Annotated in this window: 34 protein-coding genes; 12 read left to right on the forward strand and 22 right to left on the reverse strand. The window is 57.0% G+C overall.

The genetic code is table 11. The features are described 5' to 3' along the window. Nucleotides 1-48: 48 nt before the first annotated feature. Complete coding sequence (locus tag ILT43_RS11975) at nt 49-729, reverse strand: hypothetical protein (RefSeq protein ID WP_204199190.1); 681 nt, start codon at nt 727-729, stop codon at nt 49-51. Between the two features lie 137 nt (nt 730-866). Between ILT43_RS11975 and ILT43_RS11980 the strand changes: the two genes are divergently transcribed. From ILT43_RS11980 to ILT43_RS12015, 8 genes are all read left to right on the forward strand, one after another. Continuing rightward, nucleotides 867-1,499: a hypothetical protein gene (locus tag ILT43_RS11980; RefSeq protein WP_204199191.1), complete on the forward strand. Its 633-nt coding sequence runs from the start codon at nt 867-869 to the stop codon at nt 1,497-1,499. Nucleotides 1,500-1,863: 364 nt separating this feature from the next. Continuing rightward, entirely contained in the window at nt 1,864-2,793 is a 930-nt protein-coding gene (locus tag ILT43_RS11985) for a hypothetical protein (RefSeq protein ID WP_204199192.1), read from the forward strand. Nucleotides 2,794-2,846: 53 nt separating this feature from the next. Next, on the forward strand, nt 2,847-3,452 hold the full coding sequence (locus tag ILT43_RS11990; RefSeq protein WP_204199193.1) for a hypothetical protein: 606 nt from the start codon (nt 2,847-2,849) through the stop codon (nt 3,450-3,452). Between the two features lie 276 nt (nt 3,453-3,728). Next, on the forward strand, nt 3,729-4,184 hold the full coding sequence (locus tag ILT43_RS11995) for a hypothetical protein (RefSeq protein WP_204199194.1): 456 nt from the start codon (nt 3,729-3,731) through the stop codon (nt 4,182-4,184). 330 nt (nt 4,185-4,514) lie between these two features. Further along, nucleotides 4,515-5,678, forward strand: a complete 1,164-nt coding sequence (locus ILT43_RS12000; protein ID WP_204199195.1) for a hypothetical protein — start codon at nt 4,515-4,517, stop codon at nt 5,676-5,678. A gap of 10 nt (nt 5,679-5,688) precedes the next feature. Next, on the forward strand, nt 5,689-5,934 hold the full coding sequence (locus ILT43_RS12005; protein ID WP_204199196.1) for a hypothetical protein: 246 nt from the start codon (nt 5,689-5,691) through the stop codon (nt 5,932-5,934). A 237-nt stretch (nt 5,935-6,171) separates the two neighbouring features. Further along, on the forward strand, nt 6,172-6,423 hold the full coding sequence (locus tag ILT43_RS12010) for a hypothetical protein (protein WP_204199197.1): 252 nt from the start codon (nt 6,172-6,174) through the stop codon (nt 6,421-6,423). Continuing rightward, a complete protein-coding gene (locus ILT43_RS12015) occupies nt 6,420-6,650 on the forward strand; it encodes a hypothetical protein (protein WP_204199198.1) in 231 nt (76 codons plus the stop codon). Before ILT43_RS12010 ends, ILT43_RS12015 begins: the two co-directional genes overlap by 4 nt. Nucleotides 6,651-6,683: 33 nt before the next feature. On the opposite strand, the gene ILT43_RS12020 is transcribed toward ILT43_RS12015, so the two are convergent. Further along, on the reverse strand, nt 6,684-7,046 hold the full coding sequence (locus ILT43_RS12020; RefSeq protein ID WP_204199199.1) for a hypothetical protein: 363 nt from the start codon (nt 7,044-7,046) through the stop codon (nt 6,684-6,686). A gap of 224 nt (nt 7,047-7,270) precedes the next feature. Here ILT43_RS12020 and ILT43_RS12025 point away from each other — a divergent pair, with 224 nt between their 5' ends. After that, on the forward strand, nt 7,271-7,801 hold the full coding sequence (locus tag ILT43_RS12025) for an FxDxF family PEP-CTERM protein (RefSeq protein WP_204199200.1): 531 nt from the start codon (nt 7,271-7,273) through the stop codon (nt 7,799-7,801). An 84-nt stretch (nt 7,802-7,885) separates the two neighbouring features. Here the strand turns inward: ILT43_RS12025 and ILT43_RS12030 are convergent, their stop codons facing one another. The 7 genes from ILT43_RS12030 to ILT43_RS12060 are packed head-to-tail and all read right to left on the reverse strand — an operon-like array spanning nt 7,886 to nt 13,931. Continuing rightward, entirely contained in the window at nt 7,886-8,419 is a 534-nt protein-coding gene (locus ILT43_RS12030) for a hypothetical protein (protein ID WP_204199201.1), read from the reverse strand. After that, nucleotides 8,419-8,661 carry a hypothetical protein gene (locus ILT43_RS12035; protein WP_204199202.1) on the reverse strand — a complete coding sequence of 81 codons (243 nt, stop codon included), beginning with the start codon at nt 8,659-8,661 and terminating at the stop codon, nt 8,419-8,421. Before ILT43_RS12035 ends, ILT43_RS12030 begins: the two co-directional genes overlap by 1 nt. 59 nt (nt 8,662-8,720) lie before the next feature. Further along, entirely contained in the window at nt 8,721-9,377 is a 657-nt protein-coding gene (locus tag ILT43_RS12040) for a DUF4376 domain-containing protein (protein ID WP_204199203.1), read from the reverse strand. An 11-nt stretch (nt 9,378-9,388) separates the two neighbouring features. Then, complete coding sequence (locus ILT43_RS12045) at nt 9,389-10,132, reverse strand: hypothetical protein (RefSeq protein WP_204199204.1); 744 nt, start codon at nt 10,130-10,132, stop codon at nt 9,389-9,391. Then, on the reverse strand, nt 10,132-10,416 hold the full coding sequence (locus ILT43_RS12050) for a hypothetical protein (RefSeq protein ID WP_204199205.1): 285 nt from the start codon (nt 10,414-10,416) through the stop codon (nt 10,132-10,134). The genes ILT43_RS12045 and ILT43_RS12050 overlap by 1 nt, the downstream gene beginning before the upstream one ends. Before the next feature lie 54 nt (nt 10,417-10,470). After that, complete coding sequence (locus tag ILT43_RS12055) at nt 10,471-13,491, reverse strand: phage tail protein (protein ID WP_204199206.1); 3,021 nt, start codon at nt 13,489-13,491, stop codon at nt 10,471-10,473. After that, on the reverse strand, nt 13,491-13,931 hold the full coding sequence (locus tag ILT43_RS12060; protein ID WP_204199207.1) for a DUF6950 family protein: 441 nt from the start codon (nt 13,929-13,931) through the stop codon (nt 13,491-13,493). The genes ILT43_RS12055 and ILT43_RS12060 overlap by 1 nt, the downstream gene beginning before the upstream one ends. A 200-nt stretch (nt 13,932-14,131) precedes the next feature. On the opposite strand from ILT43_RS12060, the gene ILT43_RS12065 reads away from it, so the two are divergent. Next, the gene (locus ILT43_RS12065) at nt 14,132-14,569 is read left to right on the forward strand and encodes a hypothetical protein (RefSeq protein WP_204199208.1); all 438 of its coding nucleotides are present in this window, start codon (nt 14,132-14,134) and stop codon (nt 14,567-14,569) included. 10 nt (nt 14,570-14,579) lie between these two features. On the opposite strand, the gene ILT43_RS12070 is transcribed toward ILT43_RS12065, so the two are convergent. The 10 genes from ILT43_RS12070 to ILT43_RS19895 form a co-directional block, all read right to left on the reverse strand. After that, nucleotides 14,580-15,257 (reverse strand): hypothetical protein, encoded by a 678-nt coding sequence (locus ILT43_RS12070; RefSeq protein ID WP_204199209.1) that lies wholly within the window; start codon nt 15,255-15,257, stop codon nt 14,580-14,582. Further along, nucleotides 15,257-15,811 carry a hypothetical protein gene (locus ILT43_RS12075; protein WP_204199210.1) on the reverse strand — a complete coding sequence of 185 codons (555 nt, stop codon included), beginning with the start codon at nt 15,809-15,811 and terminating at the stop codon, nt 15,257-15,259. Before ILT43_RS12075 ends, ILT43_RS12070 begins: the two co-directional genes overlap by 1 nt. Before the next feature lie 101 nt (nt 15,812-15,912). Next, complete coding sequence (locus ILT43_RS12080) at nt 15,913-18,504, reverse strand: tape measure protein (RefSeq protein WP_204199211.1); 2,592 nt, start codon at nt 18,502-18,504, stop codon at nt 15,913-15,915. Between the two features lie 63 nt (nt 18,505-18,567). After that, entirely contained in the window at nt 18,568-18,954 is a 387-nt protein-coding gene (locus ILT43_RS12085; RefSeq protein WP_204199212.1) for a phage tail assembly protein T, read from the reverse strand. Nucleotides 18,955-18,992: 38 nt separating this feature from the next. Then, nucleotides 18,993-19,418 (reverse strand): hypothetical protein, encoded by a 426-nt coding sequence (locus ILT43_RS12090; protein ID WP_204199213.1) that lies wholly within the window; start codon nt 19,416-19,418, stop codon nt 18,993-18,995. Between the two features lie 3 nt (nt 19,419-19,421). Next, entirely contained in the window at nt 19,422-19,838 is a 417-nt protein-coding gene (locus ILT43_RS12095; RefSeq protein ID WP_204199214.1) for a phage tail tube protein, read from the reverse strand. A 60-nt stretch (nt 19,839-19,898) separates the two neighbouring features. Beyond that, on the reverse strand, nt 19,899-20,258 hold the full coding sequence (gp17, locus tag ILT43_RS12100; protein ID WP_204199215.1) for a tail completion protein gp17: 360 nt from the start codon (nt 20,256-20,258) through the stop codon (nt 19,899-19,901). Continuing rightward, entirely contained in the window at nt 20,255-20,716 is a 462-nt protein-coding gene (locus ILT43_RS12105; protein ID WP_204199216.1) for an HK97-gp10 family putative phage morphogenesis protein, read from the reverse strand. Before ILT43_RS12105 ends, gp17 begins: the two co-directional genes overlap by 4 nt. Then, nucleotides 20,716-21,030 (reverse strand): phage head closure protein, encoded by a 315-nt coding sequence (locus ILT43_RS12110; RefSeq protein WP_275431442.1) that lies wholly within the window; start codon nt 21,028-21,030, stop codon nt 20,716-20,718. The genes ILT43_RS12105 and ILT43_RS12110 overlap by 1 nt, the downstream gene beginning before the upstream one ends. Further along, nucleotides 21,027-21,299 (reverse strand): head-tail connector protein, encoded by a 273-nt coding sequence (locus tag ILT43_RS19895; RefSeq protein ID WP_204199218.1) that lies wholly within the window; start codon nt 21,297-21,299, stop codon nt 21,027-21,029. Before ILT43_RS19895 ends, ILT43_RS12110 begins: the two co-directional genes overlap by 4 nt. Before the next feature lie 99 nt (nt 21,300-21,398). On the opposite strand from ILT43_RS19895, the gene ILT43_RS12120 reads away from it, so the two are divergent. Then, nucleotides 21,399-21,635 (forward strand): hypothetical protein, encoded by a 237-nt coding sequence (locus tag ILT43_RS12120; RefSeq protein WP_204199219.1) that lies wholly within the window; start codon nt 21,399-21,401, stop codon nt 21,633-21,635. Nucleotides 21,636-21,698: 63 nt separating this feature from the next. Here the strand turns inward: ILT43_RS12120 and ILT43_RS12125 are convergent, their stop codons facing one another. The 3 genes from ILT43_RS12125 to ILT43_RS12135 form a co-directional block, all read right to left on the reverse strand. Beyond that, nucleotides 21,699-22,862: a phage major capsid protein gene (locus ILT43_RS12125; protein ID WP_204199220.1), complete on the reverse strand. Its 1,164-nt coding sequence runs from the start codon at nt 22,860-22,862 to the stop codon at nt 21,699-21,701. 94 nt (nt 22,863-22,956) lie between these two features. Beyond that, nucleotides 22,957-23,631, reverse strand: coding sequence for an HK97 family phage prohead protease (locus ILT43_RS12130; protein WP_204199221.1), 675 nt, complete (start codon nt 23,629-23,631; stop codon nt 22,957-22,959). Then, nucleotides 23,628-24,929, reverse strand: a complete 1,302-nt coding sequence (locus tag ILT43_RS12135) for a phage portal protein (RefSeq protein ID WP_204199222.1) — start codon at nt 24,927-24,929, stop codon at nt 23,628-23,630. The genes ILT43_RS12130 and ILT43_RS12135 overlap by 4 nt, the downstream gene beginning before the upstream one ends. A gap of 81 nt (nt 24,930-25,010) precedes the next feature. Between ILT43_RS12135 and ILT43_RS12140 the strand changes: the two genes are divergently transcribed. Beyond that, a complete protein-coding gene (locus ILT43_RS12140; protein ID WP_204199223.1) occupies nt 25,011-25,475 on the forward strand; it encodes a hypothetical protein in 465 nt (154 codons plus the stop codon). Nucleotides 25,476-25,477: the final 2 nt, after the last annotated feature.

Here is a 25,477-nt window from a genome sequence, read left to right on the forward strand (position 1 = left end):
GGCATGCCGTTATCGCTGTTTGGGTCTGAGACTGTGTCTCAGGCTTGTTTACAGGCCCTCGAACAACCCGTCATGACTTGTACGAAGCGGCTTCTCGCGCTCGATGACGGGCTTCAAGGATACTGGCCGGGTCTGCTGATAATATTTTGAGGCGTCCTGGCGGCGATACAGATGCGCCGTGCGGACCTTGAAAGCCTCCGCGTCAAATAGCGGGCCGCGCTCATGAACCGTCAGCGTCGTCGCGTGGATGTTGGTGACGAATGTTGAGGACAGCACGCCAACGACCAAGCCGTACACGTCCAGTTCCTTGACGATGCAGGATGTCACGCGCTCATAGGTCGCAGCATCCACAGGTGCGGAAAAAGGGATGACGAGGCTGATCGTGTTCTGCTTCCGAGCCTTGTTTTCCGTGGTCATGTAAAAGCGGCCAACGTTGAGGCGGTCACACGCTGCCCTTAATTCCTCGAACTGCCGGATGTCATAATCCAGCAGCATGGCGTGGTTGGCCTTGAGGTTGCTTTTTACGTTCTGCGTGCCCGACCATTCCCCAAAATGGATGCCCCGTGGTCCGCTATGTAAGCGCAGCTGACGCACCGCGTTGTCGATGTAATCGAGAATAGACCGGAAGCGATGATCGGCTTCAACGCTGGCAACGTAGGGTGATGCTCGGACGTATTTCTTCGTGATGCCGTGTTCGTCCCAAGGTGTAATCGCAAGTTTTGTCGTCATAATGTTCTCCAATGAGCGTATGGTTAACACTCTTACTTATGGGAGACCCGTCAAACCCGGGGTCAAAAGGGTCAAAAATGGGCATTCTGGTCGCGCGATTACTGACGCGCTGATCGGTCAGGCGCTAAAATACTATTATGACTATCGACCACCTCAGGGAATTCAATCGCGTCGCCCGCGAAAGCTCATCCACAGATCATGAGACGTGGTACTTCAATCCCGAGACGCGCAAGCGCCAGCTTGGTAAGCCGCCAAAGAAGGCAGCATGTACGATGTTGAGCGAGGACACGTTGAAGGTCATCGCCATGTCCTCAGAGCCTTCGAGCGCCCTAGCTGACCGCTTTGATCTGGCCGATCACACCATTGCCCGCATCCGCCGCGACTACTGGCGCAACGATGGCGCGGTGAACACGCTGACCCCCGCAGGGCGCAAGCGCATCACGCCCGCACTGCTGGCTGAGATTGTAGCGGCAGAAGGGACGAGCAGCGAGGTCGCTGAGCGGTTCAATGTTTCTGCATGGTCGGTTGAAGAGGCTCGCCGCAATCACCGCAAGCAGACGCTGCCAGATTCCACCACTTGTCGGCAGCCGTGGATCACACCTGAGTTGCGCGCCGCGATCGAAGGGGCACAGGGCACAAGCCGTGAAGTAGCGGATCGCTTTGCCGTTCCGATCCGCAGCGTCCAGCGCGTTCGCTACGAGAAAAAGAAGACCGGGGGCGAACCTGCGCCGCTCCCCGAGGCAAAACGCTTCGAACCTGTGGTCCGGTAAGCCCTCCGCACTTAGCGATCCAACAGTGTGCGACCCCGCGCGGTTTAGCTGAAGAATTGGCTGAATCGCGTGGTGTCCCAATTCGCCCTCTATACCTTCTATACTGCTCGTGTGCGGACCGATGACTGTTGCCCAAAAGCATCACCCAAACAAATCAACACGAACATGTAAAATAGTGCTGGACAAAGTTTCAACCTGCCCGTAGACAAAACCCATCGCCTTCAACGGCGGTGCCAACTGCTTCCTAGCGAAGCGGAAACAGTGCTGAGTGGTGGACCGCGAGGTCGCCAAGGTTCGACTCCTTGGGCAGCACCCGAAGACTACAGACGGCCATCAGACACGGGTGGAGCGAACTATCGTTGGAATGAGCCAACAATGGAGGAACGTCATGACTTCGCATCCTGAGCGCAAATGTTTGCGCATGTTCGGGTTGGCATCGGTGTGCTTGAAGGAAATGACTACCATGTCGAATAATGCGAATAACACGGCAACTGTCGTGAACTCAACGCTGCTTTCCACCATCCAAAATCAGCAGCTAGTCTACGCCAATGCGCGGGGTCGAAAAGCCTTGGCCCAAATGGTAGGCGATGCTTACGAGATTATCGTCAACCAACTTCTACCAGCTACTAAAGATGACCAAGTAGCACTGCTCAACCGCTTCAAAATTCCTCCTGCTACTGGCAAAACTAGCGAGTTTACTCCTTGGATTGCCGCTTTCTGGGGCGAAGAAGACCCCGATGAAAGCAAAACGTTCAAGGCTCTGGATGGGCAATATTACCGCCGCTGGGTGCCGAACCGGTCTATGTCGGTTTACTTCCACACCATGGAAGCTCTGGCCGACGCCGGGATCGAGTCCGACGCCGCAGCTTGGATCATGGCAAAAGGTGGTGCGCAGGTTGTAGCAAATGTCCGCAAGCGCCGCATCGCCGACGAGGGTAAGCCTAGCCTGATCGAGACGCAAAACACGCAGCGGGATTTGTACCTCAGCGATGGCCCGCATTGCGCGCTCAAGCTGCCAAAGTTGGCTGTGCCGGATGACGTTGAAGATGGTCAGTTTTTCAGCATCATCGTTGAAAAAACCGCCGACGGGTTTGCGTTCCGGGGCATCAGCGAAACTGATGCATCTGCCAAGCTGGCCAGGCTGGCCGCCGATAGCTGGGAGAAGTTGAGCCTAGCTGTCGTCAAAAACAGCAAGAAGCCGGTCATCGACGCATCTGGCACCGTTAAGGTCACCAAGTCGCAGGCCAAGACCATTCTCAGCCGTAAGCCGGTCACTGAAGCCGCCGCAGCTTGACCACTTTGGGACGGGGCGTTTGCCCCGTCCCGCTATCCCTGCGAGGAAAAATCATGATTACAGAAACACAACGCGCGCTTGCGCGACTGGCGATCAGTGCCTTGGAAGCAGACCCTGAATTCGCGCACAGTTTGGCCCTGCTGAAAACGTATTTTGGTGCGGCTGTTGTCGATGACATAAAAACCGAAGACAGTAACGCGAGGAACTTCAACAAAACCGCTAGTGCGAATGGAGCCGGTCTTTCACCCGACGCGGCAGATTACTGGGCGGAAGTAAAGCGCGTGATCGCTCGCGGCAAAAGAGGTCAGGCAAAGGGATGCAGAAAGATCGAAAAGCGTGTCTCGATAGCAGCTGAAAATTGTGCGGAGTCGTTCGATGCTCGCGTTCCCGACTCGGAAAAAGGCAAGTTCATTCGTCTCGATGTCAGGACGATCGAGAGCTTCGAAAAAACTTGGGATGATCTCTGGTCCTACGTGGAGCATGACCCGCCGCTTCTCAGACGTGAACTTCGCGAGGCCAGCCTGATCGACCACACTATGAACCATGCGCAGCTTCAGGTGCTTGGGAGCCTTCTCCACGAGGAGCGATCGGACGAGGAGCAAGCCCGGACAGCTGAAGCCTCGCGGAAGTTGCGGGAAATTGCCCGGCGTGATCGCTAAGTGTGGAGCCACTGAGCGCGCCTGACATGCTCCCGAGGGCTTAGGCCCCTGTATGAACGTCTGTGGGGCTTGGCGAGTATGGCAAACGCCAAGCCTCCACAGTTAGCGATCACGACCAAAAGACGCGCGATGGTCAGTCCGTGGGTTCGATTCCTTCGGCGCGTCTCCAAGCATCATTGAAGTAGTGCGGCAGGGTCTTTGCCGATGTCTTGCCCTCGGAACGTTCTGAGGTGTGCCGCCAGAGTGGAAGAAATGGCAAACTGGTGCCTAACACACGTGACACTGACTGCGCCGTCAGTCGATGAAGCTGACGAATTCTGGACCGCATTTACAGCGGGAGAGGATTACAGGGATGTCGAAAACGTGATTGCTGATAAACCCGGCGAAGTAGATCCAAGCTATTTCGCAGTTTGGGAAGACAACAATCGCCCGGTAAGTGGCTATATGGTTCGCAGGAACGAACGGTGCGTGGATATGGATTGGGGTTACCGAAACATCGCTCCGATTGATTTCTTCGAAACTATGAAGAGGCAGGGCTGGCACGTTGAGGCCTTCTTCTTCGAACCGGCTGAGCAGTTCTGCGGGAAGTGGTTCGACGGGCAGGTCGAAGTGGTTGATTACAAAACGTTCGCCGATATTCCCGAATACATCGAGGTTGAGTTTGCGTCTGAGATGTGGATGTTTGACGACGAGGACGAGGACGAGGATGAGGACGAGCAGTCCTCAGACTAAGCCGCATACGTGATCGGGCGTCCGGTCCTTACACGGGCGTCTGAGGGGCAGGATCGGCGTGTTTAGGCGCTCCGATCCTGCCTTACCTGCATCGCGTGACCCGCCACGAATAATGACAACCGCCGCGCGATCCCCGTATACCAGATATACGGCATTTGAGCGCGGTTTTGCCCGAAAATGCTAAATAACATTGTGAGCGCAGGTCCGAAAAGCTGCCGCTCATGGCAGCTCTGGCCCTGTATGCTCCGTCCCTCATCATGACGACTTCAAGACCCGACTGCGCGTATTCGGACCCGCGCAGTCGGGTCGTCCATGACGAGGAGAAATAAGATGGCAAACAATGCCACAAAATGGCCCAAGATGATCCGGGCAGTCTATGACAGCTTTGGCACCGGGCATCACCTAAACGATCACGTTGCGCGGCGCGTAATGGATCGCATCGTAAGCTGGCTGGCAGCAGGGAAGGCTTTAAGCCCCCGGCTCAAGGACTCGCTTATCGACAACATCAACATGCGGACCAGCTTTTGCGTGGAGCGCCCTGAAGGCGAAATCCGCCTGACACGTGACCAAATCCAGTATGCGCGCAAGACGAACCCTGAGTGGTTCGGCCACGATCTCGCAGCCGACGACCTACCAGCGGAATGGGAGCGGAATGGGAGCGGAATGGATCAAAGTATTCCGCTTCAGCAGCCCGCCATTCCGCTCCCATTCCGCGACCTTTCCGCTTCCATTACGCTATCATTCCGCTGCCTTTCCGCTACCTTTCCGCTCGAAGCATTGGCACTGGCACAACAGCTAGTGTCTCAGGCCGCACAGAACATAGGGTCTGGCGCTACATCTAGTCTGACCCCTGACCCTAAAGTAATGGAATGGGAACAAAAGCAAACAAACCATGAGCCTGACGGCGCAATGACTTTTGCTTCGCAGCCCATGAGGCTCGCAGGCTCGCCGCATGACCAAGGCACTGAGCCTCAGACCCATGAGCCTGCGGCGCTCCATGCCAGGACGGCTACTCATGAAGATGGTCATGACGTGGGTGGTGAGGAAGACGGGCCGGTCGAGATCGCGGTCAGCTGGTTCCAGCAGGACGACAACGCGCCCTCAGCAAAGTTGGAGGTCGGCAAGACCGTCTACAGCCTGACCTTCAAAGAACCCGATATCGCCGAGCGCGACCTAAGGCCGATCAGCACTCAGGACTGGCTCGACGAGCTTGATGCCAAGGGCGGTGCTGCGCTGCGTGAGGCTGCTCGCAAGACGCGGGATTTAAGCCGCTACAGCATGAGCCCGTTCTACGGGGCCAGAGACACGCGGGCGCTGAAAGCGCCCGTCGAAGGAAACGCGGTTGCGATTGCAATCTGGGAGAACGGCGTACCGGTTGCGGTCAACCTGCTCACGGGTGGCCAGATCACCAACATTCCCCTGAAGCCATTCAATAGCAGCAACATTCGCGCGCCCAAGCACAAGGGCCGCGTGATCCTAGCTGCGGCAGCTTGAGGGGGACGCCATGTACCGCACATTCCGAAACAACAAGGCGTACTGGACCGTTCCTCTTGAGGATCATGAACAGGTTTTCGACCGCGTAGAAAGCCTACTCAACGGCGGTATACTCCACCCCAACGAACCAGCGTTCATCAGCGGCCTCCTCGCCAATGCAAGAGGGCGGCGCTTTACGCTCAGCGATCCTCAGGCAACTTGGCTGGATGCGATCCTGATCCGCAATACACTTCCGCCGCTGTTTCCTCAGATTTAATATAGACAGATGATGCGGCAAGACAGCATAGTAAGATTGTGGTCGGGAAATTCAATGAGCGTTGTTCCCGACCACAAACTCCGCAACTACCCTGCGGTGATAAATAGATTTGTAGATCGGAGCCAGCGCATCACACTAGCTTCATAACCAGTTTCAGTGTTCCCTTCGGGGGATTTCGTGGACCCGGAGGTAGGTGATGCTCCCTCCGGGTCTTTCTATTATTCGGAGCATCACAACATGAACGATAACATTTACATCTTCCTCGCAAGCGAGACAATGAACAACGAGGACATGATAGCCCTAGCGGTCAGCGTGGGACGCGACCTAGAGCGCATTTTTCCCGGTCGGCCTGAGGTCGCCAGCGCAGCTTACACCTACGGCGCAGAACGGAGCGGCGGTCGTCGCGGACGCAGGCTGTTCCACTTGGAGTTTGCAGACAGGCGTGACGCGGTTCTCTTCAAGCTGTCCTATGAAGGAGGTGCGGCATGATCCAGCAGCATGGGGATTACCCCTACGTTCTAGAGGTCCAGTCGTTCAGGGCGAATGAGGCGGCAGCGCAAGGCTTTTTCGATGATGAAGTTGGCATCGTAATGGGGCACGAGCAGGCTAGGACCCGTTCGGTGAACTGGCGCAACGGCTTTCGTTATGAGTACACGACCAAAGTTGCGTTCGCGGATCGCGGAACGGCATTGTCGTTCAAGCTGCGATTTGGTTGAGTAGCCTGATGAGCGAAGCCGCTGCTTCGATGGCTAGTCGGCTTCGTGGGATAAACCTGCCGTGACGATCCCACTCGTGTAAGCCATGCCGTGGCTTGCGCCTCGCCACTTCACGCCTCGGGCAGCGACGTCGGCAATGTATAGGATCGCCACACCGTCCTGAATTGCGGATGTTTCGCGAATAGCTGGCTCGAACCCGATGATGCGGCCTCCATGCGTGGCGCCTTGGCTTTTGCTTGGGTGAAGGTACAGCCACCCACCGATCAGGGCTTTCTGGTCAGCTTCAGTAAGGAGCCAGCAACATGAGCGGTATCCGTTCGGTTTGCCGGCGATCTGCGTCTGACCGCGCAATGCGAGACCTTCCCGATCATTCTTAAAGTGGATTGCGTTTGCCATTCAGCTACCTTTGGCAGTTCATCGAGTCCTGGTCTAGGTGGTCGGGAGTTTCAATGAGCGTTGATCCCGGCCGCACCGTGAAGAGCCACGACGCTTCTGCGCGCGGCTCAATTTGCGCACTGCCCCAAATTGGGCCGCAGCCGTAGTAAAACGGGATTGCGAATCTCGTTAATCTCGTAGAAAGAATTGCGCACCGGCCCGTGGGGTGGCTGGGGGGAGAAATCATGATGAAGACCCGTCTTTCGGCTGTGGCCGCAAGCCTGCTTTTTGCGTCCGCGCTTGCCGCTCCGGCTTCTGCTGTAACTCTGGTTCAAGATAGCGGCTGGCAATATATGTCGTTCGGCGATGTCGGATCGCAGATCAGCCCGAGCTTCGAGTTCACCGTTGTTGGCAATGCTACCCTGAAGATCACGGATGCATTTTTGAGCGGCGATCAGTTTGAAGTGTTCCTGAATGGCCTCAGCAAGGGCCTTACTTCAACACCTGTGAATGACGGATCGAGCGCCGTCGATTACGATATCGCATTTTCGTCCTCGTCGTTCAGCCATGGCTCCTATGTTCTCACATCTGGCAACTACGTCCTGACCGCAGCCGTCACGCTATCTCCGTACGGCGGCGGCGGCGGTGGTGTCGAACTGATCTCGTCTGGTGCGGTTCCTGAGCCGGCCACGTGGGCAATGATGATCGGCGGCATGGGCGTAGTCGGTGGCGCTATGCGTCGTCGTCGCGTCAGCACGAAGGTCAGCTTCGCCTAACAGGCTTCACCTTCACGGGTGATAAGAAGCCGCTGGTTGCGTCGGGTAACCAGCGGCTTTTCTGTATCTGCAATCGGCTTGCGTTCAGCCGTTGGGGCGCGCCGTCACGTTCCTGACCTCGCGCAAGCTGGTAGCAAACTGTTCGGCCCACTGGTCAATACGGCCACCTAGATCGCTGGTCATTTTCTCAAGCGCGTGTTCAATGCGCTCCTGCCCCTTTTCGATGCTGTGAAGCTGCGTCTCTAGCTTGACGATGCGCTCCACGTCCTTTTGCCGGTTGTTGTCTAGGATTTCGATCTTCTGCTTCTCATTCGACAGCTTGTGTTCGAGCTGGCGGATGTCACGCTCAAGCGTGTCGTGGATCGGCTTGTGTGCCTTTTCAAATTCAGCGAACTTGCTGGTGATGTGCTTGGTGAACAAGCCTACGATAGTTGCAACGGCCATGATTAGGCCCAGCAACGGCATCCAGTTTTCCAGCGTCATCATGGGATTAACGGGCTGGCTGATCGGGATGGTAGTCTCGGTTCTGGTGATGATCGGCGTTCCAGCGGTCACCGTTGTGGTGCCGGGATTGGAAGGCTCGTGATGCTCTGCAACTTTGTTGTGCTGCTTGGCCATTACGCGCCAGCCTGATCGTCAGGAGCATCCAGCTGCGGCGTGCGGCTAGACCACATGCCTCCCAGACCCGCCACGAACAATTCCAGTCCGAGAACGATGTCGTCGCTGGCAATCTCCTTGCCCACGAAATGCGTGAACGCATACGCGACCATGACGGCCACAAACCGCCGATGCGCAGCATCACCTAGATAAGCGAGGACCGCGATAGCGCGATTACGGATGTTGAGGTCGGGCAGCTTCATGCTCGTATTTAGACCGAGGGCCGCCTCAGAGCGCCGTACAGGGTCTAAGCCCCTCGGGGCTACTCGGCTTCGCCCTCAGCCTCAGAGGCCGCTAACTGCGGCCAGGAGAGGTCGATAGCCGCAAGAGCGTCTAGGTCCTCGGCTGACCGGACGGCATCCTTGAACTGGAACGAGGTCGCGTAAACGGACGCCACAAACATTCCCACTGTCACGCCCACGGCGATCATCGCATCTGCATCGAGCGCAACGCTGCTATTGTCGCGCATCCGCCAAAGCGTGGAGAACGGCGCACCTGAGGACTTGGCAAGCATGGCCATGGCGACCGTGCCAGTAATATTGCTCCGGCTTACCATGTCAGTGTCGATCACTCCCGATGGTGTAGCGCAGCCGCCAATCAACAGCGCGTCACGTTCACGGGCAATGCGGGCCAGCATATCGGCCCGGACGAGTTCAAGTGCCGTTGGATCACTGACCAACTCGCCACCCGCGAGATAGCCGCCCTGAGCAGTCAAGTAAGCCACGCCAGCGGCCATTGGATCAGTGGTCAGGGCCTCATAGGGAATATCAACGCGCTCTTGCCAGCAGACCTGACCATCAGCTTCTAGCTTACTGGTAATGGTCGCGACTGCGCCGCCAGCCGTGACGGTCAGTTGTTCGATGTAATGGGCAACGCCCGCTGAGCCGTTTGGCATCGTCTTTGGAGAAAGGATAAACATGTCACTCGTACTTAGTAATTTGTGACATCTATGACGAGGCCGCTGCCACGTGCGTTGACTTGCGGTGGACCGCTTTCGTCGGAGTCAGCAGGAAGCGCCTTTAGCCGGTTCATGAGAAAGCTATCAAAGTTGATGGAGTTGTTGAAATTGTTCATCGCCGAAGCAAACATCTCCGTCTGGACGATGTATTGCGGGGCCTCTGAATTGGCCTGTGGATTGTAGTCATAGTTTCGTTCGAGGTAGGAGCCTTCGTTCTGCATTACAAAGGCCAGCTTGCGCCCACTTGGCCCTGTGTAGCTGCTGAGCAATGATCCGTTGCCGTTGTTGCCGTCAGGATTGGCATAGGTGACGAACGCCACCGGCTTCAGCACACGGGTGTTGGCGTTGAAGATAACTTGGTTGCTCGCGTCACGCATTTCGAAGCCGCCGCTATTTGACGTGGGCACGCCAAAGCCAAAGCAGAAAAGTTCTAGCGCCACGTTGCCGTTGTAGGCGTGTGCGATGTAGGCCGTATTTCCATAGCGATAATTGACCTTGTGCGTCATCGTACAATAGGTCGCCATGATCTGCGTGGCCGCTGGGATCGTGACACTGGTCCCGTAATGCGAAATAGCCGTGCTACCGCTTCCGCCACCGATGCGGTTTGGCGTACCGGCATTCAGGGTGAGGGTGATCTTTTGGAGCAGCGAAAGTGGCGGTTGATCGACGCTGAATTGCAGGCGTCCCGCGACATTGCGCACTTCAAAGGAAGCCATCAGTAGACACCGTAGAAGATGGTAGCCGGTACAGCCGTCGAGTAGATGGAATTTGGCCTATAGGACCAACTCAGGGTTGTGCCGCTGATCGCAACTTCTGGCCTTGTCCCGTAGTCGCTGGCCACTGTCAGGGCGAACGGGATGTAGCCTGAGAAGCCAGCAACGATCGTGCTGCCGCTGGAGCCAGCCGAAACCGCAAAGCTGCCAAGGATGCGGCCAACATCGTCCGTTACGGACAACGTTTCCCTGCCTTGATCGTCCCAGATGCGCAGTCCTGTAGCCACTCCATTTTCCTCCCGTGGCTCATTGGATCGAGCCGTCCGGGTATTTATGGAGAGTTAGAAGATACCGAGTTGGACGCGGCGGATGTTGTTGGCGTCATAGACCTCCATGCCAAGGCGACTGACGATGGTGCGACCGCCACCATTGCTGCCAGTGATCCTAACATCGCCAACGATGTCCACACCCGCACTTCCGTAGGCATCCGAATAGACCGTCAACTGCGCACGGCCATTGCCAGCATCAGCTTGAACCGACCAATATGCGGCAGTCTTACTTTGTAGTCCCGTCAGCGTACCAGCTTGAGTTGTGACGGTAGCAGCGGTCCCATTGTACTCGCTGCGCAGCTGGTTCAGGGTTCCCGCAGAAGCAAAGCGGCCATCGGTCGTCGCAGTCTCCACGCTGCTGATCCGGCCTGAGAAGCCATTCGCCGTAGCTTCCACGGTGTTGAGGCGCTGAGTGGTAGCAAACCGGCCATCGGTTGTAGCTGTCTCTACAGCGCCAATGCGGCCCAGCGCCCCGTTCAGGGATGTTTCGATGTTACCTGCGCGCGTAGCGGTTGCGAACCTGCCGTCCGTTGTCGCGGTTTCTACGTTGCTGATCCGGCCCAATGCGCCGCTAAGCGAGGTTTCGATAATGGCTGCCCGTTGCGCGGTTGCGAACCGGCCATCCGTCACCGCTGTTTCAACAGCCGTGATCCGGGTCTTTGCGCTTCCGCTATCCGTTTCCAGATTGGAAGTGCGAACCGCTAAAGCGCCGTTGGCATCCGATACCGCCGTGATGCGCGTAGACAGCGAAGCCGCGTTGTCGTTGACGCCCTGAAAGCGCGTGTTCACCGACGTTCCCAAGCTATCGACATTCTGCTGAGCCGTCGACCCAACTGCGTAAGCGGCATCAGCCCGGTTCTTCGCGATTACGATCTGGCCGTTGGCCGTTGTGATCTGCCCGTTCGCCGTATCAATCCGGCCATTCGCGGCATCAACAGCGGCCTTTACATCGCTGATGAGGATGAGGTTGCCCTGAGGGTCACGCTGGTTTGCCAGCGCAGCGTTGACGTTGTTGAGGAGCGTACCAGACGGCACACCGCCAACAGCGGCAGTATCCTTGGACGTGTGATCGCCCGTCACGTCTGCATTGGCGTCTGGACGTGTTCCCGATGGATCGAGAACGTTGTCCCAATCAGGTCGTACAACCACGGCAGCCGTAGCAACATTGGCAGTGACCCAGCTGCCGTAAACAGCGGTCGTCATGCGGAAGCGTGCGCGGACCTCAAGCGTGACGCCCGGAGCGTTCGAGGTAAACGTGTAGGTGCCAACGTTTGCATCGAATAGCGTGGCTTGGTTGGTCCAGCTATCCACGCCCACGGCACGGCTCTGAATTTGTATGCCCTGAACACGTCCGCTGTCCTCAGGCGTCCAAGCTACATGGACCTCCGAGACATCGTAGTTGTTGGCACCGGCATAGCTATGGCTGGTCAGGCGGAAGTTCTCTGGTGCCAGAGTGTCCGCTGGATCGTAGCCTTCAGGACGGATGCTAGGTGGTAGTGGCTTTTCTTCCCTGTCCCATGCGTAGACGGCTGCGCTTTCCTCGCGGAGCGTCATCTGAAACCACATGTCGTGCGTTTCTGCCTGAGACTCCACACGGAACAGCTTGGCGTTCCAGCCCTCCTTTGGGATCGTCAGGGTGACGAGGCTACCAACATTGGCCGCAAATGCCTTTGGGCTAAACGTTGCGCTGAATTTGCCGGGGGTCAGGTATTCGCGGAGCAGAAACTGCTTGGCGATGCGCTGACAGGTTTCAGGCCGACTGACTGCGCCGAGGTCGAGGTTCATGGTGCGAGGCACACCATCGGCCAATGGCGGCTGGATGATCGGGTCGCCCCAATCGCTTAGCTGATAGAGGTTGTCGGGATCAGCAAAGCGACCCCGGATAATGTTAAAGCGGTCACGTGCCGCTGGTGCTGGATTCCAGACGTAGGGACTGGCACCACCGGGCGGTCCAACTAGGTCGTCCGCAGTTAGCGATACCTTGGGACCAGCAGTATCATCGACACCGCCCACGAGTGTGTAAGCACCACCGACGTCCACGAGTTTGGTAGAACCCATGGCGGCCGTGATGCCGCCAATGACGGTTTCGTGAGCGTCGGCGGTCGAATAGATTGCATCGCAGTGGTAACGTTGAACCGTTCCACCACCCAACAGGGCAACGCGCTCTTCGCAAACATTGGCGTAATAGCGGAAGTTATCGAGGTCGATGGACGAGGCAGGGATGCCCATTCCCCAGACGGTCTGGCCAGCGATTTTGTAGCCCGTGAGGTAAGTCAGCAAGCAGAGTGCAGGATTGCGTCCAATCTCCACACTGCCGTTTTTCCAAGTCCATGTGCTTTGATCGTCAATGCGATGCGGGCCAGACCCGCCCGTTGAGCTATCTAGGCGCGGATCGTAGACCGGACAGCCTTCAACGATGGTGCGGGTTTCGCTGGGCAGTCCACCGGGCCAAGCATCATTGCTCAGCTTCCACGTGAGTGCCATGTAGGCGCAGCCAGTGAACTTGGCTGTTGGCTTCCAATAATTTCCGGTTCCGTAGCTGAAGCCGTTGTTTGCGCCCTGAGTGACAAAGCGCATGTTTTCGATGCCATCAGCATGGCGGATCAGCGACCCGCTCCAAGTCAGGTCGTTTTCAACATAGTAGCCAACGACACGATTGATCTTGTGGGAAGCGAGAACAATGATCTGGGCGCTGCGGTCCTTTTTCTTGCCGTAGGTTTCTACGAACGGAACGTCTGCACCAGCGGCAGTCAGTCCAAAGACGATCTTGCGTGGCGCAGTTGGATTGACACTCGCCCTGAGACGATCCGCCATGCTGTTGCTCATGGACGGCGCTTTGCGGAACAGGCTCGCTCCAGCGGTCAGGGCCGCTGTAATGGCCATGGTCGTAAAGGCGCTGGCGATAGCTGCGCCCGTGATCGTGACACCAAGGCTGCCAGCTACGCTGGCCAGTGCCGCGCCGATTGCTGGTGCGAAGACGACGACTGCTACCGCGATCGCGACAATGGCGACGACTTTGAGGACCTTCGACATTAGCGATCCTCCCCGTCAGAGGGAGCGTCGAAGGGGATCGTGAAAGCCCGCGTGCAATCAGCTGTAGGGACGTAGACGGTGCCGTGGTGCCCGTGTTCCTCACCAACGAAGAGGGAGTGAAGCCCCACGCAGATGCCGAGCGTGTGCCGGTCCTTCATCACGACATCGCCGCGCTTGGCCTGGCTGACGTGTTTGGAGTTGCCGAGCCACGCCGTGGTGGTCTTCAGCAGCGTGCCTTCGCCGAATGTTCGGAGTGCTTCAGCTGAACCTTGGCGCGTGTCATAGGCACCACGGAAGTCCGCGCCGGGATCAACGCCCGTCATTGCGCGGATGCCGCCTGACGCAAACAACGCACAATCGTTGCTGCCCCAAGCAAAGGGCTCTTCAGCTACGCGGTCTAGGTAAGTTGCGAGCCGATCTTCCCAATCGGGCGCGCGCATAATAGGGGATGGAGCATTCATCCCATACTTATCGGAAAGCGGCCTATCACGCCGCGTGACGCTTGCCACCGTACGGGCAAGCGTATTACAAGCCGAGTCGAACCTTGGGGGAGGATCGAATGGGGTACTCGTTAATAGTTGAGCCTAAGCAAGCTTGTGAGAAGCATTTCGCTGCACACATAGGTAATTGTAGCGGATTCGTGAACGCAGTCGCATCTGAGTTGCGTGTGTTTATGCCGAGTGCGAACCTGTACGACTCTGGAAAGGAACGCTTTCCAGCGGACATCATCGGAATGTGGATCGCAAATTGGCTGCCGCTGGGGGACTCGCCCTTTCTCGCGATCCCAGCTGGTGAAGGTGCAGCGTACCGCGCTATGGAGTACGCGGACGCGGGCGCGTTTGTCATCGCCGGCGCGACGAGCGACATGATAAACAAGTATCGCGAGCCAAAATACAAAACTACCAACGGGCATGTAGCAGTCGTGACGCCCGGTATCGGGAAGAACGGCTTTCCAAGAGGATACTGGGGTCAACATAGGGGAAGCGGGAAAGCGGACGAGACGCTTTCACTATCCTTCGCTCGGCCGTTGAAGAACGAACTTCTTTATTTCGCGGTGATGCGAGGTAAGAGTCAGTAGGTCGTGTGCCTTACTTGAAGCTGAAGTTGATGTTTTTCTGAGCCTGAAGCTGTTCCGCTAGTCCAGCCCAACCACCAGCACTACCGGGCTTTGTTGGAACAGGCGAACCGTTGGCAACCGAGACTGCGTAATCCATGGCAGTATCCGTGGGGTCTAGCTGCTTTTGGTTTTGGTAAGTCTGGCCTGTTGCTGGACTGATAAGACCGGCGTGCCCCTCGATACCGAGAATGAACCGCTGTACCGACCCGTCGTTGCTGATTTCCAGCGTGTCCATGCGACCTGTGCGGATGCGCTTGAACGCCCATGTTGCTGGTGCGCCCGGTACTGCGCTGGCGATCATGATTGCGCGCCACAACGTTGCGGGGCGGGACTGGTACTCGTCAGGATAAACGATAGCAGCCTGAATGGCTTCGCTGGGATCGCTGGGGATGCCAAGGGTTATTCTCAGCACGTCGCTGCCCGACATGCTCATGTTGTTTTCCCCGATGTCGAGGACAACGCCATGTACCAGCGGGTCAAAGACCATGTTGTTGATTTGGCTGTCTGCGCTGCCCGTCACTGTCAGTCGTTCCTGGCCGGTCCAAATGCAGATCGTTTCGCTCTTGAAATCCAAGCGGGCCATAATAGCGGTTGTTATGCCAGCGGCTGCTAGAGCGGCTAGGACCTCTGCGTTCATGCCATAACGCATTACAGAGCCTCCTTTGCCTGAATGCTTGGAAAGCTGGGCTGGCGATCAACATCCAGAGTGTAGGCAACGCTGTCACCGCTAACCAACCGGAACGTTCCCTTGGGAGTTTGGAAGTTAATTGGCGTACCTGCTGGCTGAAGCGAGCGGATTTGAGGTGCTAGTTCAACGGTACACTGGCCGCTGGTGTTTGCGTTCGCTGGTGCCGAGACAACGCGGTGAAGCCGCGTGCCGATCTGGCAATACTGGCCCAAGTAAAGCGAGGAAGCCGCGTTAGCTGCCCATCCGCCCATCGTGACCAGCGATCCATAGCTGTATGCGGGCAGGGCCAATGTTCGGCCGGTGAGGTCAGAACCATACGCTAGGCGAGGCTGGTACAAGAAGGTGCCAAGCTGACCGCGTAGGCTGTCAATCCATGCCTGTGTGATCTCAGCATCGCCATGGCTCATGCGCGGCCACGTAAATTCCAACGTCCAGTGGTCGGCATTGCTGACGACCTGTTGAGCAAACGTGTGGGGGCTTTCCATTGCGGCTTGCTGAAGCGAAATGCGTAGCATCTCACTCGCTGGTGCGTTGGGAACGCTGTAGTTGATTGGATACGTAGCCAAGGGCAAACCTCAAGTAAGTGTCCCTTACTTATCGGTTTGACCCTCAGGGCTTACATTCGCGGACGCTGAAGCTCAGCAATGGTGTAGTTCTTGGCGTTCTGGGTGATTATTGGCGCAGCTTCCATAATTGCCTGCATGGCCATCTGCTTGACTGCCGCTGGGTCGTTGCTGGTAATTGCGCCAAAGGTAACGTTGACGCTCGTACCACCACTTCCGCGAACGCCATCCAGCTTGTGGTTTGGTGTCATGGCAAACGGGCTGCCAATATCCAGAACCTCAGGTCCTCGCTCACCAACTAGGTAACGGCCCCTGTTGCCCATGCCTCCGTTGGCCTTGCCAGTCTTGCCGCCAAACAAGCCGCCAATACTGCCGATCAACGATCCCATAAGTCCGCTGCCGCCACTGCCTGATCCGCCGCCAAACAAGAGGTTGCCCAAAGGTTTGATGAGCATCTGTTGGAGCGCAATGCGCAACAGTCCGTCGATCACGGCATCGGCCATGTTGCCAAAGGCATCGCCCAGATTGCCCACGCCTTTAACGGCATCGACCAGCCCGTTCTGTAGGGACTGAAGGCCCTCGACCTCTACGCCCTGAAGCGCCTCGTTGATTTCCTCGGCCGTGCGAGGGATTTGATCGAGGAACGTTCCCATCGGCCCCATGGTCTGCTGATCGACGTTGCGGCGCCCCTGCGTAGCAAGAGCAGGGAACAAGGCGAGGCGACGACGCGCAATCTCCTTTTCAGCTTCCGTTGCGTCACGGCTTGCGATGATCGCGTCCAGAGCCAGCTTTTCTTGCTGCATGCGCAGATCGAGCAATCGGTACTCGCTAGCGCGGCGATCCTTGGCCGTGCGCGCCATGTTGCTGTCCAGCTGCGCCATTTCCTCCGCGTTTGCGAGGCTGGCACTGGCCAGCTTTAGCGCCTCCTGCTGCTGGAACTCCTGCTCCTTGAGCGTGATGACCTGACCACGATTAGCGGTGATCCTGTCCTCAATCGCCTTGAGTTCTGTGACCTGAGCAGCCGTGTAACGCATGCTGCCCTGAGGTCCGTCCTTGTCGATCTGATCGAGGCGGGTCTTCCGGTCCTGATCGAGCAGCTGACGCTCAAACTGGAAGCGTTCTGCACCCACACTTGCGAGATCGGCCCGTGTGTCCAGTTCCTCGCGGTTGCTGCGGTTCAGGTCAGCTTGGTAAGCCTCTGTGTTGCGGCGCTGCGTCTCAGCGGCACGCTCTGCCTCGCGCTGCGCTTTGTCAGCTGCGTGCGAAGCCGAACCATCGCCCTTGCCCTTACCGCCGCCTTTTGCTGCCGGGGGCTTCACGGTGCTGCGTCCTGTGCCGTGAACAACGTTCCGACCGGCGTTGTGGTCGGCAATGACCTGACGGCTGATCGCGATGACCTGAGCGTCGGTCATTCCAGAGCCGGTAAAGCCCCGATATTTGTCACCGCCGTTTTGCTGGATGCCCCGAACCACGCGCTTGCGCTGAGCAGCCAGTCGCGACCGCTGATAGCCGCGATCATAGTTGTCGCCCATGTTCCAATCCGCGATGCGCGGTGCCTCTTGGAAGTGCTGGCCACCACCGGCCCGGTCGATCATGCGGTTGGCGACGCGCTTGACGCCATTCTCAATGTCGGTGCCAATATTATCCATGGCAGCGTAGGCGTTGTGGGCCTTGTCGATCAAACGCAGGATGTTACCAATCGACTCCTGCGTGTTCGCGGCGTCGATGCGGATTGCGTTGAAGACGTTAGCTGCGCCCTCGCCCATGGGCGCGAAAGCATCATGTAGACCCGCAAACTGTGCGCGGATTTCAATACCTGCATCTTCAGCGGATTGGCTCAGCGATCCCATGGCGTCTTCGCCTTCGCCGAGAGCGCCTACGATAGCATCGCTGATGCCAGCGCCACGGTCGAACGCGCCAACCATTTCCAGCATGCCGTTTTCGATCAGGGTAAAGGCTTCAGCGGCTGTCTTGGGCAGTTCGCGGAACTCCGCATCAATAGCGGCGGTCATTTTTGTGTTCGTCAGTGCGTCGTAGAGCATCTTGCTCGTCAGCTTGCCGTCTTCGGCCATCTTCTTGAGTTCGCCGCGCGTAACACCAAGGCTCTCGGTAAAGAGGCGGGTGAGACGCGGGCTGGCGTCCATGATAGCGCCCAGCTCTTCCCACTGAACGTTCGTGCCAGACAGTGCTTGGCCCATCTGTAGCGTGGCAGACATTTGAGCCTGAGTGTCGGCACCACCAACCTTCATGGCCTTGCTAAACGTCTCGACTGCGCGGGCGTTATCAAGCTGGCTGCGGCCCAATTCCTTGGATGTGGGCATGAACTTGGCATACAGGTCGCTGATGCTGCTCATGCTGCTTCGCGTTTCTTTGGCAATGCGGCTTACGTCCCGCATAGCGACGCCCTGATTGCCAAACGTTGCCGTGGACAGCTTCATTTGGGCATCCATCTTTTTGGATGCGTCTGCGACTTCCAGATAGCGCCGTGCGCCGTCGATTGCCTTGTCGGCAGCAAAGACCGCCGCAAATCCTTTGACCGCCTGACCAGCGCGGCCCATGCCCATTTCGATTGCGCTAGATGCGCGATTAGTCGCCTTGGTTGCTCGCTCAAGGCCGCTTACAAAGGCGGCGCTGTTGAGCGACATTGTTGCTTCAAGGGATGCTATATTTTGGGCCATTGCGCCTCCAGCGCCAGAGTTACACTCTACTTAGCTGGAGGTGCGCTCTGGCCCTGTTTGGCGGTCCTTTGACTTGCGAGCCTTTGACTTCTTTGGCGTTGGTTCTGGTACTGCTTCCTCAACGGCAACGGCATCTTCTGCCATGATCGTCTTGCCAGAGAAGAAGCCGCGGATGTCGTCTTCCAACTCCTCAGGCGTTTGCTCTGCTGGTTTGTTTGCTTCTGGATCGCGGTCGATAAAGCGCGGTATCTTTTGACCCGGATTGCTGTTGATGCCGTAGAGCAGGTTCAAGCCCAACTCGGTGCGGTGATCCTCGACCAAGCAGCCCCAAGGTTCCAACTCGTAGAAGGCCTGCCATCCCGTGAGTTCTTCGGGGCTGATGTGGTCAATCTCGACCAATGTTTTGCCCAAGCCCATTGCCAAGCGGAATTGGAACCGTCTTAGCGGGTCAGCCCTCAGCCTTTTTTTTCGGCTTCTTTGGCGGCAATCGGGGACTGGTTGTAATAGTTGATGTCCAGAACCTGTTCGTAGATGCGCGTCACGGCATTGTGCGGCCATTCGTTGAACAGCGACATGTCGGCTTCCGCGAACATTGGCTTGCCGTCCTCGTCCACAAGGCTGTGGACCAGAGCCAAAAGGCCGACATCTAGGTCCGCTGGCTGGGCACCGTTCTGGCGATCCTCAACAGGTAGAAGCTGATCCTCTTCGTAGGCCAGCCTGTCAGCTTGATTGACGCGGATGCGCTCAAGGTAAGCAGCACGGGTGTTGACGCTCATTTGCTGAACGCGAACCGCGACATCCTGTCCCAACTCTGGAACAGTGACATCGCGGTACGGCAGCTTAACCGAAAGCAACGCAGATCGGCTCAGTAGCTTGGACATGTATTAGACGCCCTTGCTCTGGACGATAGCGCCCGTAATTTCCAAGTTGCAGGAAGCCTTGGCAACGTCGTCCTGTTCGCCGTTGCGTTCAAAGGTCAAAACGAACGCATCTTGAGTGTAAATGGTCTTGTCCGACAGGGTGATGATCAGCGTTCCCTTGGTCTGGGCGCTACGAGCCGCGCCGAGCGCAGTCTGTCCAGCGTCACCCGGGATCAGGATCATGCTGAGGCTGACCTGACCTTCATCGGGAAGGCCCATGGCCTTTTCCTTGGCAGTGCTATCAAAATCCGTGGTGTCGATGACTGCCGACGATCCGCCGCCAAGTCCGCTGAAGCTGACAACGCCACCGATCTTTACAGCGGCTCCGGTGCCGACCTTCCACTCGAACTTGGTCTTAGCAGTAGTAATTCCTGTGGCCATTTTTGGCTCTCCTTATTATTGGGCAAGCCCAACAACGGGGCCGCCGTTATTTATTCAGACCTACTCAGAGTGCGTTACTTTGAATTCCAACTGTACGCGGGACAAATAAGCCTCGGTTGTGAGGTCGCTTAGGTCCTGCTCGTTGACCACCGCAATCTCTTGAACTTCGGTGTCTGTGTAGCCGTCCAGCTTGGTTCTGATTGCGTTGGCCATGCCACGCGCCGCGTCAAAGTTGGCCGCGTAAGCATCAACACGGAACGTTGGCATCGCCATGCCGGTCAATCCGTCGAAATCGCGCAGTCTGGGCGTGCTGACGCGCGTGTAGACGATAAAGGGCGCTACACGGCCCGCTGGGGCAGTCGTTGGGTACGTCTGCGGGCAAATCTGCTTGAGCAATCCCGTAATTGTGGCTTCGATCATCCGCGAGCCTTTCTGACCTGCTTTTCAACGGCCTTATGGAGTTCGTCTTTGAGGGCTTTGACGATCCGGCTAACGGAGCGGTCAACCGCTGGCTTAAACCAAGGGCGTGCTGGCTCCTTTTCGGTGCCAAACTCGCTAAAGCGACCCCAGAATGCGTCACCTGTGGTGACCACGTACACGATTGTGTTTTGCTTCTTGGAGCGGCGCTTGCGGGTCTTAATGTTTTGCTTCAAACGCCCATAATCGGCGCTGCCTTTGGTGCCGTCTTTGTTGCGCCAAGTGCGTTTGGTCCGAGCCGTGCCCGTTGGCGCACCAGCCTGAACGTCTTTCTTAAGTTCGTTGGTGGCTTTGCGCAGTCCCTCTGACCCGGCCTTTTTGGCAAACGGCGGTCCAAGGTCCTTTAAGACCTTTTCCAAGTCGCTGAAGCCTTCCATGCTGAAGTTGCTGCGGTTGACCATTACACGGCCCTGACGAGCAGCTCCAAGCCCTCGCGGTTGCCCTGCTCTTCCACGCTGATAATGCTGTATCGCTTGCCCTCGCACTCCACTTGCATGGTCGCGTCGATGCCTTGGCGGTAACGGATGACGAACTTGGCTTCAGCGGTCACATCCAGACCCGCCATGCGCGTGGCGTCTTTGTAAGTTAGGCCCTTTTGCGCAGCGAACGCCGACGCCAGCAGAACCCATTCAACGGTTTCCATGCCGGTTGCGCTGCTCACTGCCTCAGGAGCAAAGATGCGGATGCGCCGATTGAGTGAGCCAGCGGGGATCAAAGGACCGTTAACCGGTGCTGGTTGAGAAGGCGGTAGAACGTTTGCGTTCCAACCATCTGACCCTCGCGATTGGCGTACAGGTCAGCAACAAAGACAGCTACGGCTTGCTTGATGCCACTTGGGCAAGTGGCTGCGTCCAGAACGGTGTTCGTGTAGGCAGCGGCTTGCTCCTGAGCCGTCTCGATCAAGAGGTCCAACACGGCATCATCGGCATCATCGTCGATGCGGCACCATGCTTTGACTTCGGCGGATGTAATGATGTTTGGCATACATCATTACTTATGCAGAACGGCAAAGAAGCGGGGTCTTTCGGCGGCCGCACGCGTTTATTGCCGCTGGGGAGCAGCACGAACATTGGAGAATAGCGCATGAGCCGACCTCTGAATGAGATCGCAGACGATCTGGACGCCCTTCATGACACGATGTGGCTGGCCGCAACGGAAATGGACCGCGTCATCCGTCAGCAGCGGGGCGAGGAAACGGTGATGGACAAACCGGGAGCAAAGATGGAGTTTAGGAGTGAGGATGGGCGCCCTCTCGACTTGAAGGCAATGGCTAACGAACTTCGAGCGCATGTTCGCGATGTCGATGGTGGAACATACTGATCAAACACGAGAGAAGCGGGGTCTTTCGACCCCGCTTCTCTGTTTCCCTCCCAGCAGTGTAATTCAGGCCTGGACCTTCAGCACAACGAACGCCTTGGCGTCAGTGACCATGCCACTTACGCGCTTGGTAGCGTAGAAGTGGACGAATGGCTTGTGGGTGTATGGATCGCGGATAGTGCGAACGCCAATGCGATCTGCGACCGTATAGCCCTGCTTCATGTTCGCAAACGCCAGGGGCACCTTGCCAGCTGCGATAGCGTCCATGTCCTCAAGTTCAACGTGTGCGAAGCCAGCAATGCTTGCTGGTTGACCGAGGACCAACGAAGGCTGCCAGATGTAGTTACCCTGACCGTCCTTGGCAGTGCGCAGCGAAGCTGAAACCGCGCCGTTGCTGTAGAACTTGGCACCAGCGCGGTAAGCGGCTGGCATCGAGTAGATCATGTTGAACAGGTAGTCGGTGCCAACTGGCATAGTAGCTGCGAACCCGGTCTTAACAGTCGTGAGACCCGGCTCAACGGCAAAGCCCTTGGGCTTGTTGACGCCGTCACCGTTGACGAAAGCCTTGCTCTCAGCAATCGCCATTTCGTTGGTGATCTCGTTCTGAAGCCATGCTTCGAGGTTGAACTGGCTGTCGTCCAAGGCGCGCTGGGAAACTGCTGGGTTAGCGTAAATTTCGCCACCGGGCAGGGTGATTTCCATCAACGTTGGAGTTGCAGTCTCAGGACGCGGATCGGTTTCACCAACCCAACCAGTGGTCAGACCGTGATTGTTCTTGAGGAAGGTGTAGCGGTCGTTGGACGTGCTGATGACGGTCGCTTCAGCGCGGATTGGGCTGAGAGTGCGCAGATCGTCGCGGATGCCAGCTTCAACGGTCTTTGGAACAAGGAAGCCGCCAGTGGTGTCGTTGGTGACAAGCGCCTTGGCTTCTAGTTCGTCCTGAAAGCGGTCGCCCTTACGTGCCCACTTATCGAACGCCGACTTGTACTCGTCGTCCTGGACCGAAACGTCGCTTGCGCCGATGCGGTTGGACTTTTTAGCGATGTCCGATACCGCGCTCTGAAGAGCAGACATCTCGCTGTTGATGCGCTCTAGCTTCTCGGTGGTCAGAACGTCCGCGCTGCCCTTGCTTTCAAGCTGAGCAAGACGCTGATCGTTAGTGCTCTTTAGTTCTTCGAATGCGCTGGCGAGCTTGCCAACGTTTGCATTGATGTCGTTGATGTCGGCCATTAGGGGCTCCTTCATCGTGGTTGAAAACGCAACCGCGATCAACAGAATCCCTCTGCCTCATCTTGCTTGCCTGCTATTTAGTCAGAGCCGCCAATTAGGCGGCTCTGAACTTAGCAATCAGGCTTTCGATGTTATCGTTAAGCGCCTTGGCTTCTTCCAGTTCCAATTTGCTTTCAAATTGAGCAGCCACCGCTGTGCTCTCACCACGGCTGAGACCGCACTCCTTGAGCAGCATTTCCAAATCCCTGACAGTCATCTGCTCGCCAAACGATTTAACGGCTTGAACGCGAGCCTTTTGATTGGCTGGGATGGTTACCACCGAAACCTCGATCAGATCGATGGCCTTTAGCGTGCGGCGTGGCTCGTCGGGCTTGCTGCGCGTAGCGAACTCAATCGGGCGGAAGCCAATCGACAAGCCGTTGATCGCACCGGCCTTGAGCGCAGTGTAGGTGTCCTTGCCCATCTGCGTGTCCAGCAACTCGCCATGGACCTTTAGACCGTGACCGTCCTCGGACATCTCAGTCCAGCGACCGATTGGCAGACTGCCAAAGGCATCGTGGTTGAGGAACATCAAGGGCTGGCTGCCCTCGCTGTAGTGAGTGGCTAGGCTCTTAGCGAACGCACCGGGGGCAATGACATCGCCATAGCTATCAACGTTGCCAAACACGGCACCATAGCCTGAAAACGACATCTTACCGTCGTTGTCGTTGACCTCTTCAAATTTGCAGTCGAGGCGGCTTACCGCCATTTGTTCAATGATACGGCTCACTTGGATACCTCGTTTTGATTGGGGGTAGGCTCAGGGGTGGTGGTTGGCTCGTAGCCAAACAGGTTTGCGGCTGCCCTGAGTTTGTTTGCCTCAGGATCATCGCTCATTGTCATGTCCTCGCGAACACGGACCTCGTTGACCGTCATCACACCGAGGGTGACCATCTGCGTGTAATAGGCAGTGCGCTCGGCGGTGCTGCCGCGTAGAAGCGCGTTGCCGTTTAGCTTGACGCAGTAGCCGTCTTTGATCTCGCGTTCGGTGAGCAGGTTGGCATCTGCGCTTTGCTCAAAACGTTCGTACCAAGGCATCAACGTGTGGACGAGGTGCGATAGGAACATCTGCTCAACGCTGGCGTAGCTGGTCGCTCCGGTTTGCATGACCATAATGGGCTGGACGCCAAAGAAGCGGCAAACCTCTTCAATCAAGAAGCGGCGGCTCTCGATCCACTGCGCATCGTTGGCAGTGCTGCTGACTTCGGTAAATTCCAGATTGTAAGGCAGCATCAGTGTCTTGTGCGCGTTTGCGGTGCCTTGGTGCTGCTCGGCCCACATATTCTTGAGTTGGATGCGTTGCTCCGTAGTCAGCGGTGTCGCATCTGACTTGGAGGTAATGATACCGCCGGGGCGTGCGCCGTTCTCGAACAGCTTTGCGCCATACTTTTCAGTGGCCAGTGCCAAGCCAACGGTGCGGCGTGCGCGTTCAATCGTTGGATCGCCACAGATACCGTTTAGGCTGGGGCCGCGAATGTGCCACATTTCAGCGGCGGGAACATTCATGATGCGACCGTTGGTCGTGACCTGATAGCTCAGCGACATGTCATCATTTTGTTTGACAGCAACGTTCTCAGGCGGGAACGCATACAATTCCACGACCTTGGATCGTACGGTGTTTTTGAACACGTAGGCGTTGCTGTTTAGGGCGAGGTGTAAGCCGATCTGCTCGCGGAATTCAAAGCTGGTCTGCCAGTCGTTGGGCTTGCGGTTGAGCAGCATGTAAAGCGCGTGGTCCTTGGCCTCGACCAAAGACCCCTTGCCGTCTTCGCGCATTACTCGGCAGCTAACCTGCGCCATGCCCTGACTGATGACGCGGGCGCATGCCGCAACAGCCGATACCTGCAAGGCAGTGGCGCGGTTGACCGTCTCGCCCGCGCTGTCGAGGCTGGCTTTGATGTCCAAGAGGATTTGATCAGGGGTCGCGGCATCGGGATAGACGGGATCAGGTCCGTACTTTTTATCCGTGACGGAGCCGGTCTTCCGGTCCTCCATCCAATCAATCGCTCGCTCGAAAAATGTCGCCATCGGATATTTAGCGAAACGGAGCTTCTCGCGCCGTTCGTGGTGCGCTAGATGATAATTTGCCTCGGTCTGTGGAGTGTACCGTTGGATAAAGATGTTCGTGATGCGGTGGACGAGCGAACCCTAACGCCGCTTGGCTGGCATTTAGTTGGTACGTCCTATTTGGATGCGGCGGAGGAACTTGTCGGGGGCGAAATCAAGCTGCGTTTCGAAGACCCAATTAGGTCCTTGTTTGCGCATGCGTGGGAGCTCAATCTAAAGGCTTGTCTTCGGAAGCAAGGTCATACGGCGGATGCCGTACGACTGAAGTACGGGCATGACTTACTGAAGATATGGGATGCTATAGATCGCAACCAATTTCCTCTACTACAGCTACGTGACGAGGTGCGCCACTACGTTGAGCACATCGCGTTCTATCACCGAAATCGTTTTTACGCCTATCCACTGCGCGGAAGACGAAATGAGCATACGCTTCAGTATGTCAGGGCCACATCGTCGCGGCTCAGGCTGCCACGCGAGGCGGCAATCCAAACGTTTGGAAGCCTCTGAAA

Source organism: Sphingomonas longa (assembly GCF_016892685.1).
In the GTDB taxonomy this organism is placed as follows: domain Bacteria; phylum Pseudomonadota; class Alphaproteobacteria; order Sphingomonadales; family Sphingomonadaceae; genus Sphingomonas; species Sphingomonas longa.

Bases quoted from the DNA above. Each gene is read 5' to 3' on its own strand.
- ILT43_RS12030 (WP_204199201.1), bottom strand. From the start codon at position 8,419: ATGGCCAAGCAGCACAACAAAGTTGCAGAGCATCACGAGCCTTCCAAT.
- ILT43_RS11990 (WP_204199193.1), top strand. From the start codon at position 2,847: ATGATTACAGAAACACAACGCGCGCTTGCGCGACTGGCGATCAGTGCC.
- ILT43_RS12090 (WP_204199213.1), bottom strand. From the start codon at position 19,418: ATGTCCAAGCTACTGAGCCGATCTGCGTTGCTTTCGGTTAAGCTGCCG.
- ILT43_RS12045 (WP_204199204.1), bottom strand. From the start codon at position 10,132: ATGGCTTCCTTTGAAGTGCGCAATGTCGCGGGACGCCTGCAATTCAGC.
- ILT43_RS12060 (WP_204199207.1), bottom strand. From the start codon at position 13,931: ATGCGCGCGCCCGATTGGGAAGATCGGCTCGCAACTTACCTAGACCGC.
- ILT43_RS12120 (WP_204199219.1), top strand. From the start codon at position 21,399: ATGAGCCGACCTCTGAATGAGATCGCAGACGATCTGGACGCCCTTCAT.
- ILT43_RS12085 (WP_204199212.1), bottom strand. From the start codon at position 18,954: ATGGGCTTGGGCAAAACATTGGTCGAGATTGACCACATCAGCCCCGAA.
- ILT43_RS12075 (WP_204199210.1), bottom strand. From the start codon at position 15,811: ATGCTACGCATTTCGCTTCAGCAAGCCGCAATGGAAAGCCCCCACACG.
- ILT43_RS12095 (WP_204199214.1), bottom strand. From the start codon at position 19,838: ATGGCCACAGGAATTACTACTGCTAAGACCAAGTTCGAGTGGAAGGTC.
- ILT43_RS12055 (WP_204199206.1), bottom strand. From the start codon at position 13,491: ATGTCGAAGGTCCTCAAAGTCGTCGCCATTGTCGCGATCGCGGTAGCA.
- ILT43_RS12040 (WP_204199203.1), bottom strand. From the start codon at position 9,377: ATGTTTATCCTTTCTCCAAAGACGATGCCAAACGGCTCAGCGGGCGTT.
- ILT43_RS12010 (WP_204199197.1), top strand. From the start codon at position 6,172: ATGAACGATAACATTTACATCTTCCTCGCAAGCGAGACAATGAACAAC.
- ILT43_RS11980 (WP_204199191.1), top strand. From the start codon at position 867: ATGACTATCGACCACCTCAGGGAATTCAATCGCGTCGCCCGCGAAAGC.
- ILT43_RS12020 (WP_204199199.1), bottom strand. From the start codon at position 7,046: ATGGCAAACGCAATCCACTTTAAGAATGATCGGGAAGGTCTCGCATTG.
- ILT43_RS12035 (WP_204199202.1), bottom strand. From the start codon at position 8,661: ATGAAGCTGCCCGACCTCAACATCCGTAATCGCGCTATCGCGGTCCTC.
- ILT43_RS11985 (WP_204199192.1), top strand. From the start codon at position 1,864: ATGAGCCAACAATGGAGGAACGTCATGACTTCGCATCCTGAGCGCAAA.
- ILT43_RS12070 (WP_204199209.1), bottom strand. From the start codon at position 15,257: ATGCGTTATGGCATGAACGCAGAGGTCCTAGCCGCTCTAGCAGCCGCT.
- ILT43_RS12025 (WP_204199200.1), top strand. From the start codon at position 7,271: ATGATGAAGACCCGTCTTTCGGCTGTGGCCGCAAGCCTGCTTTTTGCG.
- ILT43_RS12000 (WP_204199195.1), top strand. From the start codon at position 4,515: ATGGCAAACAATGCCACAAAATGGCCCAAGATGATCCGGGCAGTCTAT.
- ILT43_RS12080 (WP_204199211.1), bottom strand. From the start codon at position 18,504: ATGTCGCTCAACAGCGCCGCCTTTGTAAGCGGCCTTGAGCGAGCAACC.
- ILT43_RS11975 (WP_204199190.1), bottom strand. From the start codon at position 729: ATGACGACAAAACTTGCGATTACACCTTGGGACGAACACGGCATCACG.
- ILT43_RS12125 (WP_204199220.1), bottom strand. From the start codon at position 22,862: ATGGCCGACATCAACGACATCAATGCAAACGTTGGCAAGCTCGCCAGC.
- ILT43_RS19895 (WP_204199218.1), bottom strand. From the start codon at position 21,299: ATGCCAAACATCATTACATCCGCCGAAGTCAAAGCATGGTGCCGCATC.
- ILT43_RS12005 (WP_204199196.1), top strand. From the start codon at position 5,689: ATGTACCGCACATTCCGAAACAACAAGGCGTACTGGACCGTTCCTCTT.
- gp17 (WP_204199215.1), bottom strand. From the start codon at position 20,258: ATGATCGAAGCCACAATTACGGGATTGCTCAAGCAGATTTGCCCGCAG.
- ILT43_RS12105 (WP_204199216.1), bottom strand. From the start codon at position 20,716: ATGGTCAACCGCAGCAACTTCAGCATGGAAGGCTTCAGCGACTTGGAA.
- ILT43_RS12015 (WP_204199198.1), top strand. From the start codon at position 6,420: ATGATCCAGCAGCATGGGGATTACCCCTACGTTCTAGAGGTCCAGTCG.
- ILT43_RS12135 (WP_204199222.1), bottom strand. From the start codon at position 24,929: ATGGCGACATTTTTCGAGCGAGCGATTGATTGGATGGAGGACCGGAAG.